We start from the raw sequence: 13,094 nt of genomic DNA, 5'->3' as shown, positions 1-13,094 counted from the left end.
CTCGGGACGCGATCACTTGCCGTGATTGAGGCGCCGCAGGTTGCCGATCACCGACTCCAGCGCCCGGTCGAACAGCAAAGTGTCGTCCAGCGCGCGCACCGCGCCACGGTGGAATTCCAGAGCCAGACCGGTGCGGCTGCGCTCCAGCACTTTCATCCCGGTGCGGTTGACGAAAATGTACTTGCCGGTAGCTTCAATGATCGCCACCAGCTTGCAGCGAAGGGTGTTGTCCTCGTCTTCCTGAAACTCGACCCAGCACCCCAACCGCAGTTGATCGACCTGAAGCAGTCCGGCATCGTCCTCCGGCAAGCGCAATGACGCCGTATCGACCGGCCCTTCGTCGGCGGTTCGCAGGACGATTTCCTGCACAACTTCGACCATTACCGGTGTATCGACGGGCTGTCCAAGCTTTTGCCCTGGACGTTCGAACAGTTGAACGTGCAAGGCTTCCAGCTCACTGAAAAACTCGCTGGTGGCGAACGGATCGAATGCCGAACTGCTCAGCCCGTCGCGCAACGACTTGAGTAACCCAGGCACCAGTGCCAACAAGCGCAGGCTCGCATCGGGTTCATCATGACGCTGCACGCTCCAGATCAATTGCTCCATGGACTGCACATCGGCGTGCCACTCGTCCGACTGATCGCCGTACTTGAGACACGTCAGCAGCAACACTTTGCTCCAGGCTTCCTGGACAAACACCACCACCCGTTGCGGCAATACTTTGCCCAACAAGGCCTGATTCAGCACCTGTTCGACGCGCTGGCGGGCCAGCTCAGTCCTGGCGCGGCCTTCTTCGGCGTCACGGGTACGTTGCTCCAACAGCTCACTGCGACGGCGCTCGTCGCTGGTGAAGGCGAGAAAATCCGCCAGCAATTCGGAAAAGACCGCCGGATCATCGACAAAATCGCTCAACAACCGTTGCACCACTTGCTTGATGCGCAGATACAGGCTGTCGCGTTCATGGTCATCGAACTCACCCCAGCCCATGGCTGCGGTGGCGATTTCATTGAGCAGGCGCCGGGCCGGGTGACTGCTGCGGCTGAAGAAGCTCTTGTCGAGCACCGCCACTTTCAGCATCGGGATCTGCAAACGGCCGATCAATGCCTTGAGCGAGTCCGGCAGGTTGCGGTCATCGAGGATGCATTCGAAGAGCATGGCGATCAGGTTGATCACGTCTTCGTCAGCCACCCCGACCACGCGTGACTTGCCACTTTTGACGCTGACCCGGGTCAGCAGTTGTTCGAGCTGGTTTCGCAGATCGAAGTCGTCCTGGGCTGCCGACGCCGGCACGTATTGCTGCAAGTGCGAGAGCAGCCGCATTAAGTCACGGGTGGAAATCGGCTGTGTCTGAGCACTGGCTTCAAGGGTCGGCGCGACACTGCCACGCACGTGAAACAGCAATTGCTGCAACGCCGCGAAAACTTCCGGCACGCTGTCGTCGATTGGCGGACCGCTTGCGCGGGTGTTGGCCGGCGCGGGGTCAGTAGCGACGCCGGCAGCCGCACGATCCGTGGCCCGACGCGCAGGGGCGGGCTTAAGGTCGGGCAGAACACCGGTGGCGACCAGCAACTGATTGGCTTCGGCGTAGAGCTGATTGGCATCCCTGAGCACATAGCGTTCGAACAGTTTGAGGATGATCAGCTTGACCTTGATCTCCACGCCCAGGTTGCGCCCGGCCTGCATAAAGTACTCGCAGAGCATCGCCGGCCCCATGGGATTGTGCTGATCGAGCAGTTCCCTGCCCAGCAGTGCGCGGAGTCGGGCCGTCAGTTGGTCCAGGGCGAAGCCGTCGCGGTTCAGCACTTTGCTGACCATCGCTTCCACTGCCACGTTGCGCTCCCTGTCGTCATCGGGCAGCGCCACCGAGGCGTCGAAGGCCAACGCCTGGGGCAAGGCAGAGTGAGTGATGTCGTACTGGGTGAGGCTGACAAACGCCTCGAAGAATTGTTCGAGAAAGCCGCGTTCGATGTTTTTGCGCTTGAGGCGCAAGTCGCGCATGGCTTCGAAGAAGAGGTTCTGTTCGACGTCATTGCGGGCCCGATCGGCCATTTCGAACAGCGTGTCGTCGGCGTTATCGAACAGTTCCTGCAAACCATGCCTGAGCTGTTGAGCGGCCTTGTCGCGAACCTGAAGCAGAATCACAGGCAGGCGGGCGAGCGGCGAGTGAGTCGCCTGGTCCGTAGCAACCTTGTGCAAAGGCACTACATTCCCGTCGTTGTGCATTCAGGCCTCCTGAAACGGTGAGTCTTCGAAGTCGTCAATCCAAATCCACGTCAAAGCCATGACGTCAAAAGCAAGGCGGATTATCTTGCAAAAGATGTCCCCTGTACCAGCAGACTCTGCGTTTCCCATTGAAATAGACGCTTACAGCAGACGCTGACTGAGTGCCGATTGCTCAGGCGAATCGACCAAATGCAGGTTTCAGAGCGATGCGAACGCCGCTGATGCCTTGGGTTGCCCAGCGCCATGGCCCTATAATCGGGCCACTTTGTTTGTGGAGTCCGTTATGCCGAATCTACGTCTCGCCGATTTGACCGCCGAAATCGAAGCCAACGTGCGCCGTGCGTTGCTCGAAGACATCGGCAGCGGCGACATCACCGCACAGTTGATCCCGGCCGAACGCCTGGCCAAAGCCACCATCATTACCCGCGACGCTGCCGTCATCTGCGGCACAGCCTGGGTTGATGCCGTGTTTCGGCAGCTGGACCCACGTGTTGCGGTGCACTGGCAGGTGCGCGATGGCGAGCGGGTGAAACCCAATCAGGCGCTGTTCCACCTTGAAGGTCCGGCGCGCTCGCTACTGACGGGCGAACGCAGTGCACTGAACTTCCTGCAGTTGCTTTCTGGCGTAGCCACGCGCGCGCAGTACCTGGCGGATTACGTTGCCGAGACTCAGGTGAAGTTGCTCGACACCCGTAAAACCTTGCCGGGGCTGCGTCTGGCGCAGAAGTACGCCGTGACCTGCGGCGGATGCCACAACCACCGCATCGGCCTGTACGACGCCTTCCTGATCAAGGAAAACCATATTGCCGCCTGCGGTGGCATCCCGGAGGCGATCAAAGCCGCGCACAAGATTGCCCCAGGCAAACCGGTGGAGATCGAAGTGGAAAGCCTGGAGGAGCTGAAGGAAGCCCTGGCGGCCGGTGCCGACATCATCATGCTTGATGAGTTGAGTCTGGATGACATGCGCGAAGCCGTGCGTCTGAACGCAGGCAAGGCGAAACTGGAGGCCAGCGGCGGTATCAACGAAAGCACGCTGCTACCGATCGCCGAAACCGGAGTGGATTACATCTCGATTGGTACGATGACCAAGGATGTGAAGGCTGTCGATCTGTCGATGCGTTTAAGCCTCTGATCGAGAAAACGCCCGTGCCAAATGTGGGAGCGAGCCTGCTCGCGAATGGGGTGAGTCAGGCGCCAATTACGTCGACTGACACGCCCTCTTCGCGAGCAGGCACGCTCCCACAGGTCAGACCACCAGATTATTCATCTCGCAGTACTCTTCCCACTCGACTCCCAACACCTCGGCAGCCTCCTTGTGCAGAACAAGGCGCGCAGCCTCGAACTCTTCAGGGGTTGAGGTGTACTTGAGCGTCAGTTCCCACGGCTGCAAGCCCTGGGCTTCTGCCTCATCCTCGAACGCCCACTGGATCTGGTCTTTCTGATCGTCGGCGGGCAAGTCCTTGATCTCTTCGGCTAGCTGGGGCGACTCCAGCAAGTACTTCTTCAGCGCTTCTTCGTGTCTGGCTTCTTGGGTCAACTCTTTAACGGTCATGTCGTTCTCTCTGATCTGGGGAATGGAAGATGGATCTGGATCATCAAGGATCTCTCTGACGCAAAAAAACCGTTTGAAGCCCGGCTTGTCTGGCCTTCAGAACCATTCGGGGATCATTTGAAAACTGCAATGTGGAGCTCATGCAAGGTCCGAATATAGGACCTTTGGCTGACGATTTATATGGCTCTTTACATCAAATCTACAAAAAACCGGAGGCCCTGTCATTTTGTGCAAGCTTCAGGAACAAGTTTCAAAAAGCCAAGTCATAGCGATGTGCCACATAAGCACTCCACAAGGAATTCAGGTGATGCGCAATTTTCCCAAGCACTCGTCCGCACTGTCTGTCATTGGCATGGCCGCCCTGTTACTCGGCAACCTGGCACTGCCCAATACGGCTCATGCCGGGGTTGAAGTGAGTTTCGATCCACCCTCATATGAAGACAAAGTCGTCGTTCTCCACAACTCGTTCGGCAAAGACACACTGGTTAAAACCAGCGTGACCGGCAGCAATCTGGAAAACATGCAGAAGACCGGGAAAGAAAACACGGCAGAACTGGAAACCTTGAAGAAAACTGTCAATGAGCAAGCGCGCCTCATCGAAGAGCTAAAACGTAATAACGGTTCCAGCAGCAGCTCGAATGACCGGGAAATGTCTGACCTCAAGCGTACCGTCAGCGAACAGGAGCGCGACCTGAACAGCCTCGCCAAGCAGGTTGAAGGCCTCAAGCGCAACAACGGATCCAGCTCCAGTTCCAGCGCCAGTGAGTTGTCGAGTCTCAAGCGGGAAGTCAGCGATCAGGACCGGGAACTGGATAACCTCAAACGCACCGTTGAGGAGCTGAGCAGAAAGGTGAAGTAACCCAAAGAATGGTGCCCGAGACAGGAATCGAACCTGCGACCTTCGCGTTACGAGTGCGCTGCTCTACCGGCTGAGCTACACGGGCGTGTGCCTAAACCTAGCACCGGGTTTGGGGTCCGGCAACTTCACCCAACGTTTCAGTTTTTTGCAGGCAAAAAAATGCCCCGCCGTTTTCACGGCGGGGCATTTTTTATAACGTTGAAGCGGTCAGGCGCAGGGAGTAATTAAACGCCCGAAGCCTTGGCTGCTGCTACGTCTTTGATGGACAGCTTGATACGGCCGCGGTTGTCCACGTCCAGTACCAGTACTTCCACTTCCTGGCCTTCTTTCAGGATATCGGTCACTTTCTCAACGCGAGCGTCGCTCAGCATCGAGATGTGAACCAGACCGTCCTTGCCAGGCAGGATGTTGACGAATGCGCCGAAGTCGACGATGCGCTCAACCTTACCGACGTAGATCTTGCCGATTTCAGCTTCTGCGGTGATGCCCAGAACGCGCTGACGTGCAGCTTCAGCCGCTTCCTTGGTTTCGCCGAAGATCTTGATCGAGCCGTCGTCTTCGATGTCGATCGAAGCTTTGGTCTCTTCACAGATCGCACGAATGGTCGCGCCGCCTTTACCGATGACATCACGGATTTTGTCGGTGTCGATTTTCATCGCGATCATGGTCGGAGCGTTTTCCGACAGTTCGGTACGCGACTGGCCAATGATCTGGTTCATCTGACCGAGGATATTCAGGCGCGCTTCCAGGGCTTGGCCCAGAGCGATTTCCATGATTTCTTCGGTGATGCCTTTGATCTTGATGTCCATCTGCAGCGCGGTCACACCTTTGGCGGTACCGGCTACTTTGAAGTCCATGTCGCCCAGGTGGTCTTCGTCACCCAGGATGTCGGTCAGGACGGCGAACTTCTCGCCTTCTTTAACCAGACCCATGGCGATACCGGCAACCGGTGCTTTCATCGGAACGCCGGCGTCCATCAGAGCCAGGGAAGCGCCGCAGACCGAAGCCATGGAGCTCGAACCGTTGGACTCGGTGATTTCCGACACAACACGGATGGTGTACGGGAACACGTCGGCAGCTGGCAGCATGGCCTGAACCGAACGACGAGCCAGACGGCCGTGACCGATTTCGCGACGACCAGCGCCACCCATGCGACCACACTCACCGACCGAGAACGGAGGGAAGTTGTAGTGCAGCATGAACGGGTCTTTTTTCTCGCCTTCCAGGGTGTCCAGCAGCTGTGCGTCACGGGCAGTACCCAGCGTTGCAACTACCAGCGCCTGAGTTTCGCCACGGGTGAACAGAGCCGAACCGTGGGTCTTTGGCAGAACACCGACTTCGATGTTCAAAGGACGAACGGTCTTGGTGTCGCGGCCGTCGATACGTGGCTTGCCGTTAACGATGTTTTCGCGAACGGTGCGGTATTCGATTTCGCCGAAAGCAGCTTTGACTTCGCTGGACGAAGGCTGACCTTCTTCACCGGACAGCTTGGCAACCACCTGGTCTTTCAGTTCGCCCAGACGAGCGTAACGGTCGGCCTTGATGGTGATGGTGTAAGCCTGGGAGATCGCGTCGCCGAACTCGGCACGGATAGCGCCCAGCAGAGCAGTGGCTTCAGGCTGTGGAGCCCAGGTCCAGGTCGGCTTGGCAGCTTCAGCGGCCAGTTCTTTAACGGCGTTGATCACCACCTGGAACTCGTCGTGAGCAAACAGTACCGCACCCAGCATCTGGTCTTCGGTCAGCTCTTTGGCTTCCGATTCAACCATCAACACGGCTTCCGAAGTACCGGCAACAACCATGTCCAGGCTCGATGCTTTCAGTTGTTCGTAAGTCGGGTTCAGCAGGTAGCCGGTGCTTTCGTGGAACGCAACGCGGGCAGCGCCGATCGGGCCATCGAAAGGAATACCGGAGATGGCCAGGGCAGCCGAGGTACCGATCATCGCAGCGATGTCCGGATCGGTCTTCTTGCTGGTGGAAACGACGGTGCAGACAACCTGCACTTCGTTCATGAAGCCTTCTGGGAACAGCGGACGGATCGGGCGGTCGATCAGTCGGGAAGTCAGGGTTTCTTTCTCGGAAGGACGGCCTTCACGCTTGAAGAAACCGCCAGGGATCTTACCGGCAGCGTAAGTTTTTTCCTGGTAGTGAACAGACAGAGGGAAGAAGCCCTTGCCTGGATCGGCTTGCTTGGCGCCGACCACAGTCACCAATACGCTGACGTCGTCGTCAACGGTGACCAATACTGCGCCGGAGGCCTGACGGGCGATACGGCCAGTCTCGAGGGTAACGGTCGACTGACCGAACTGGAATTTTTTGATTACCGGGTTCACGGTGTCCTACCTTCTTTTGTGGCTCTTGGGGAACTTGTCTTCTTGCGAAATTCTTGGGCAATGTCGGGAATCGGCCCAACGCCTGTCCAGGGCAAAACGTATATCCAGATAAAACTTGAGGCTGGGAGCCTGCCATGCGCCAGCGGGAAACCCACTGACGTACGACAGACAACCAACCTCTAGCGCAATCGCTTATTAGCGACGCAGACCCAGGCGAGCGATCAGAGCGCTGTAACGGCTCACGTCCTTGCCTTTCAGGTAGTCCAGCAGCTTACGACGCTGGTTTACCATGCGGATCAGACCACGACGGGAGTGGTGATCTTTACCGTTGGCCTTGAAGTGACCTTGCAGTTTGTTGATGTTGTGGGTCAGCAGTGCAACTTGCACTTCTGGCGAACCAGTGTCACCAACAGCTTGCTGGTAGTCAGCTACGATTTGAGCTTTTTCTTGAACGTCGAGAGCCATGAGGCAATCCTTTTATCAGGAAACTGTTTCAAAGAAACAGCTTCAACAGGCCAGGGACAAATCCCTGTATCTAAAAATGAGTAGTGACCGTGCCTGTTAACAGCCACCCTCGTCCGGTCATTCTGACCGAATCAGTCGACGCGGCGCGATGCGCCCGTCTTCGCTCACTTCACCGATACCGATGAAGCGACCGTTGTGATCCTGTACCCGTACCATGCCGAACTTCGGTGCATCCGGGGCTCGTACCGGTTGGCCGTTAAGCCAGTAGAACGAGCTGTGTTCCGAGAATTGCAACAGTGGCCAATCCAGCAAGCCGCTGTCCGATGGCATCAGGAAGCGGTCGACCGCTTCGTTGCCGCCTTCAGCATGTACCGCTTCCAACTCTTCCAGGGTGACCGTCTGGGCCAGCGTGAAAGGCCCGGCCTGGGTACGTCGCAGTTCAGCAACGTAAGCGCCACAACCGAGTTGCTCACCGATATCTTCCACCAGGGTGCGAATATAGGTGCCTTTGCTGCAATCCACCGCAAGCCGCGCAGTATCACCTTCAAAGGCCAGCAATTCCAAGCGCGCAATAGTAACAGAACGCGGTTCGCGCTCCACTACTTCGCCTGCACGGGCCAGTTTGTACAGCGGCTGGCCATCACGCTTGAGCGCCGAGTACATCGGCGGTATCTGACTGATTTGCCCACGAAAATTCGGCAACACAGCTTCTACATCGGCGCGACCAACGGTCACCGGGCGCTCCTGCAAAACTTCACCTTCGGCATCGGCCGTGGTGGTGGTCTTGCCCAGTTGCGCCAGGGTTTCATAAGCCTTGTCGGAATCGAGCAGGTATTGCGAAAACTTGGTGGCCTCACCGAAGCACAACGGCAACACGCCGGTGGCCAGCGGATCGAGACTGCCGGTGTGCCCGGCTTTCTCGGCGTTCAGCAGCCAGCGGACCTTCTGCAACGCGGCGTTGGAGGTGAACCCCAGCGGCTTGTCGAGCAGGATGATGCCGCTGACGTTACGACGGATACGTTTGACCTGAGCCACCGATTACTCCTTGGTGTCTTCGACTTCTGCCGCAACCGGGTGCTGATTGTCTTCAGCCACCGCACGCTCGATCAGGGCCGACAGGTGCGCGCCACGCACGACGCTTTCGTCGTAGTGGAAGTGCAACTGTGGAACGCTGCGCAACTTCATTTCGCGAGCCAACTGCATGCGCAGGAAGCCGGCGGCGGAGTTGAGCACCTTGATGCTTTGCGCGATGTCTTCGGCGTTGTCCTGACCCATTACAGTGATGAAGATCTTGGCGTGACCGACGTCACGGCTGACTTCAACAGCGGTAATAGTGACCAGGCCGACGCGCGGGTCTTTGACTTCACGACGGATCAGCTGTGCCAGCTCACGCTGCATCTGATCGCCGATACGTTGGGTACGGCTGTATTCTTTTGCCATGTCTTGTTACCTGTTACTGCCCCACGGTGAAACCCGAAGGGTCTGAAAGCGGCAAACGCCCGGCCTGACAAAAGCCAGACCGGGCGTTGCGTTTAGAGTCCTGACGCTGTGCCGCGCATCTGCATGCGGCGACTCATCGTGGCCCTTGAAGTGCGCGAGTTAGAGGCTGCGAGCAACCTGAACCTTCTCGAAGACTTCGATCTTGTCACCGACTTTAACGTCGTTGTAGCTCTTCACGCCGATACCGCATTCCATGCCGGCACGTACTTCGGAAGCGTCATCCTTGAAGCGGCGCAGGGATTCCAGCTCGCCTTCGAAGATAACGATGTCTTCACGCAGTACACGGATTGGACGGTTACGGTGAACAACACCTTCGATAACCATGCAACCGGCGATCGCGCCAAACTTCGGCGAACGGAACACGTCACGTACTTCAGCGGTACCCAGGATGTTCTCGCGAACATCGCTGCCCAGCATACCGGTGAGGGCTTTCTTGACGTCTTCGATGATGTCGTAGATCACGTTGTAGTAACGCATATCCAGACCTTCCTGCTCGACGATCTTGCGAGCGCCAGCATCGGCACGCACGTTGAAGCCAAACAGTACAGCATTGGAGGCCAGTGCCAGGTTAGCGTCGGACTCGGTGATACCACCGACACCGCCACCGACAACACGCACTTGCACTTCGTCGTTACCCAGGCCGTTCAAGGCACCGTTCAACGCTTCCAGCGAACCACGGACGTCGGATTTGAGGACGATGTTGAGCGTCTTCTTCTCTTCCTGACCCATGTTCTCGAAGATGTTTTCAAGCTTGCCGGCGTGAGCACGGGCCAGTTTGACTTCGCGGAACTTGCCTTGACGGAACAGAGCCACTTCACGGGCTTTCTTCTCGTCAGCAACTACGCTCATCTCGTCGCCAGCGTCCGGCGTACCGTCCAGGCCGAGAATCTCGACAGGGATGGATGGACCCGCTTCCTTGATTGGCTTGCCGTTCTCGTCGAGCATGGCGCGAACGCGGCCATAGTTCGAACCGACCAGCACCATGTCGCCTTGGCGCAGGGTACCGTCTTGAACCAGAACGGTAGCAACCGGGCCACGACCTTTGTCGAGACGCGATTCAACCACGACGCCACGGCCAGGAGCCGAAGGCGTTGCTTTCAGTTCCAGAACTTCAGCTTGCAGCAGAACGGCTTCGAGCAACTCGTCCACGCCAGTACCGACTTTCGCCGAAACCGATACGAACGGGGTGTCGCCGCCCCACTCTTCCGAAGTCACGCCGTGAACCGACAGTTCGCTACGGATGCGATCGAGATCAGCGCCCGGCTTGTCGATTTTGTTCACAGCAACCACCAGTGGAACACCGGCAGCCTTGGCGTGCTGGACCGCTTCAATGGTCTGCGGCATTACGCCGTCGTCCGCTGCAACGACCAGGATCACGATGTCAGTTGCCTTGGCACCACGAGCACGCATTGCGGTAAACGCAGCGTGACCCGGGGTATCGAGGAACGTGACCATGCCGCGATCAGTTTCAACGTGGTACGCACCGATGTGCTGGGTGATACCGCCGGCTTCGCCAGCAGCTACCTTGGCACGACGGATATAGTCGAGCAGCGATGTCTTACCGTGGTCAACGTGGCCCATTACGGTCACAACTGGTGCACGGGAGAACGCTTCACCTTCAAACTTCAAGGACTCGGCCAGGGAATCTTCCAGGGCAGTGTCGCTGACCAGGGTCACTTTGTGGCCCAGCTCTTCGGCAACCAGTTGGGCAGTTTCCTGATCCAGTACCTGGTTGATGGTCGCTGGGGTACCCAGTTTGAACATGAACTTGATGATTTCAGCAGCCTTGACCGACATCTGCTGGGCGAGATCGCCAACAGTGATGGTCTCGCCGATCTTCACTTCGCGCACTACAGGGCCGGTTGGGCTCTGGAAACCGTGAGCGTTGCGTTTCTTCAGCTTGGCCTTGCCGCGACCACCACGACGGAAGCCATCGCTTTCTTCGTCAGTGGTACGTGGAGCAACGCGTGGAGCAGGCGCTTTTTCCTTGACCGAAGCACGATGCGGAGCGTTTTTGCGCTCGCCATCGCCACTGCCACGACGACTGTTATCGTCGGCACGTGGTTTGTCCGGACGGCGCTGTTCGTTCTGCTTGTTGCGAACGTCGGCAGACGGTGCTGGTGCAGCAGCCACTACCGGTGCGCTTTCGCGTACTGGCTCGGCAACTGCAGCAGGTGCTGCAACGGCGTCGTTAGTCGCGGATTGCGCAGCAGCAGGCTGGCGACGCGCTTCTTCTTCGGCGCGACGCTTGGCTTCTTCTTCAGCCTTCTGACGTGCAGCATTTTCTACTGCGCGACGTTCTTCCAGTTCGCGTTTGCGCTCGGCTTCGATTTCTTCCGGGCTGCGCTGTACGAAAACTTTCTTTTTACGTACCTCAACGCTGATGCTTTTGCTGCCAGCAACACGCAGGGTGCTGGTGGTTTTGCGCTGCAATGTAATCTTGCGCGGTTCTTCCACTTTCGCCTTATGGCTGCTCTTCAAGTGAGTCAGCAAAGACTGCTTCTCACTATCGCTCACACCTTCTTCGGCGGCGGTGTGCGGCAGACCTGCCTCACGCATCTGCTGCAACAGGCGCTCTACCGGTGTTTTGACCTCATCGGCCAGTTGTTTCACCGTGACTTGCGTCATGCACTTCTCTCCTCAGGCCGCGCCTAATTACTCGAACCAGTGGGCTCGGGCGGCCATGATCAACTTGCCGGCACGATCATCGTCAATGCCGTCGATGTCGAGCAGATCGTCAATAGACTGCTCGGCCAGGTCTTCGCGGGTAATTACGCCGCGCACCGCCAGTTCCATCGCCAAATCCTTGTCCATACCCTCAAGCGAGAGCAGGTCTTCGGCCGGATGGGCGTCTGCCAGCTTTTCCTCAGTAGCGATGGCTTTGGTCAACAAACGATCCTTGGCGCGAGCGCGAAGCTCGTTGACGGTTTCTTCGTCAAAGCCGTCGATGTTGAGCATTTCTTCCAACGGTACGTAGGCAATCTCTTCCAGGCTGGTGAAGCCTTCATCTACCAGCACCTGTGCCAGGTCTTCGTCGACTTCCAGCTCGTCGATAAAGTTGCGCAGGATGTCGCCGGTTTCTGCTTGCTGCTTAGCCTGGATGTCCGATTCGGTCATCACGTTCAGGGTCCAGCCAGTCAACTGGCTAGCCAGACGCACGTTCTGACCACCGCGACCGATGGCCTGAGCCAGATTGTCTGCGCCAACGGCGATGTCCATTGCATGGGCATCTTCGTCAACGATAATTGCCGCCACTTCAGCCGGCGACATTGCATTGATCACGAACTGAGCCGGATTGTCGTCCCACAGGACGATGTCCACACGCTCACCGCCCAACTCGCCCGACACTGCCTGGACGCGCGAACCGCGCATACCAATGCAAGCACCTTGCGGGTCGATGCGTTTGTCCTTGGAGCGGACCGCGATCTTGGCGCGCGAACCCGGATCACGGGAAGCAGCCATTACTTCGATCAGGCCTTCAGCGATTTCCGGCACTTCGATGCGGAACAACTCGATCAGCATTTCCGGCGCGGTACGCGACAGGATCAGCTGCGGGCCGCGGTTCTCGGTGCGGATCTCTTTGAGCAGCGCACGCAGACGCACGCCAACCCGGAAGGTTTCGCGAGAAATGATGTCTTCGCGAGCCAGCAACGCCTCAGCGTTGTTGCCCAGGTCGACGATCACGTTGTCGCGGGTCACTTTCTTCACGGTGCCGGAGATGATTTCTCCCAGGCGCTCGCGATAGGCATCAACGACTTGAGCGCGCTCGGCTTCGCGAACTTTCTGCACGATGACTTGCTTGGCAGTCTGTGCAGCGATGCGGCCGAACTCAATGGATTCGATCTTTTCTTCGACTACATCGCCGACCTGAGCACCAGGATGCGTTTCTGCAACCTTGCTCGGCCAGGTTTCGATGGCCGGATCGTCCAAGTCTGCTTCTTCGACGACCGTCCAGCGACGGAATGTTTCGTAAGCACCGGTGTGGCGATTGATTTCCACACGCAGATCGACTTCGTCCTCGAAACGTTTTTTGGTAGCAGTGGCCAGAGCCAGCTCCAGCGCTTCAAAAATTACGTTTGCCGGTACGCCCTTTTCATTGGATACCGACTCAACAACCAGCAGTACTTCTTTGCTCATCGTACGCCTCGCCTTTCGCAAGCCATTG

At 57.7% G+C, this 13,094-nt stretch carries 10 protein-coding genes and 1 tRNA gene; 2 read left to right on the top strand and 9 right to left on the bottom strand.

Annotated elements, in window-relative coordinates:
* Positions 1-12: 12 nt before the first annotated feature.
* Positions 13-2,223, bottom strand: a complete 2,211-nt coding sequence (locus ACYZTW_RS04870; protein WP_462003954.1) for a DUF1631 domain-containing protein — start codon at positions 2,221-2,223, stop codon at positions 13-15.
* 283 nt (positions 2,224-2,506) lie between these two features.
* On the opposite strand from ACYZTW_RS04870, the gene nadC reads away from it, so the two are divergent.
* Positions 2,507-3,355: a carboxylating nicotinate-nucleotide diphosphorylase gene (gene nadC, locus ACYZTW_RS04865; protein ID WP_462003953.1), complete on the top strand. Its 849-nt coding sequence runs from the start codon at positions 2,507-2,509 to the stop codon at positions 3,353-3,355.
* Between the two features lie 114 nt (positions 3,356-3,469).
* Here nadC and ACYZTW_RS04860 read toward each other — a convergent pair whose 3' ends face one another.
* Positions 3,470-3,775, bottom strand: a complete 306-nt coding sequence (locus tag ACYZTW_RS04860; RefSeq protein WP_090188316.1) for a DUF6388 family protein — start codon at positions 3,773-3,775, stop codon at positions 3,470-3,472.
* 307 nt (positions 3,776-4,082) lie between these two features.
* On the opposite strand from ACYZTW_RS04860, the gene ACYZTW_RS04855 reads away from it, so the two are divergent.
* Entirely contained in the window at positions 4,083-4,634 is a 552-nt protein-coding gene (locus ACYZTW_RS04855; RefSeq protein WP_462003952.1) for a hypothetical protein, read from the top strand.
* Between the two features lie 9 nt (positions 4,635-4,643).
* On the opposite strand, the gene ACYZTW_RS04850 is transcribed toward ACYZTW_RS04855, so the two are convergent.
* The 7 genes from ACYZTW_RS04850 to nusA form a co-directional block, all read right to left on the bottom strand.
* Positions 4,644-4,719: transfer RNA gene (locus ACYZTW_RS04850), tRNA-Thr, on the bottom strand.
* Positions 4,720-4,858: 139 nt separating this feature from the next.
* Positions 4,859-6,964 (bottom strand): polyribonucleotide nucleotidyltransferase, encoded by a 2,106-nt coding sequence (pnp, locus tag ACYZTW_RS04845; protein WP_008024453.1) that lies wholly within the window; start codon positions 6,962-6,964, stop codon positions 4,859-4,861.
* Positions 6,965-7,159: 195 nt separating this feature from the next.
* The gene (gene rpsO / locus ACYZTW_RS04840; protein WP_003197723.1) at positions 7,160-7,429 is read right to left on the bottom strand and encodes a 30S ribosomal protein S15; all 270 of its coding nucleotides are present in this window, start codon (positions 7,427-7,429) and stop codon (positions 7,160-7,162) included.
* 117 nt (positions 7,430-7,546) lie between these two features.
* Positions 7,547-8,464: a tRNA pseudouridine(55) synthase TruB gene (gene truB, locus ACYZTW_RS04835; protein ID WP_201114932.1), complete on the bottom strand. Its 918-nt coding sequence runs from the start codon at positions 8,462-8,464 to the stop codon at positions 7,547-7,549.
* 3 nt (positions 8,465-8,467) lie between these two features.
* Positions 8,468-8,869, bottom strand: a complete 402-nt coding sequence (gene rbfA, locus ACYZTW_RS04830; RefSeq protein WP_461989304.1) for a 30S ribosome-binding factor RbfA — start codon at positions 8,867-8,869, stop codon at positions 8,468-8,470.
* 159 nt (positions 8,870-9,028) lie between these two features.
* Positions 9,029-11,557: a translation initiation factor IF-2 gene (gene infB / locus ACYZTW_RS04825; protein ID WP_462003951.1), complete on the bottom strand. Its 2,529-nt coding sequence runs from the start codon at positions 11,555-11,557 to the stop codon at positions 9,029-9,031.
* 27 nt (positions 11,558-11,584) lie between these two features.
* Positions 11,585-13,066: a transcription termination factor NusA gene (nusA, locus tag ACYZTW_RS04820; RefSeq protein ID WP_008024459.1), complete on the bottom strand. Its 1,482-nt coding sequence runs from the start codon at positions 13,064-13,066 to the stop codon at positions 11,585-11,587.
* Between the last annotated feature and the right edge of the window lie 28 nt (positions 13,067-13,094).

The sequence above is a fragment of the Pseudomonas sp. LB3P25 genome (assembly GCF_054897985.1).
This window is presented reverse-complemented; position numbering and strand designations above follow the sequence as displayed.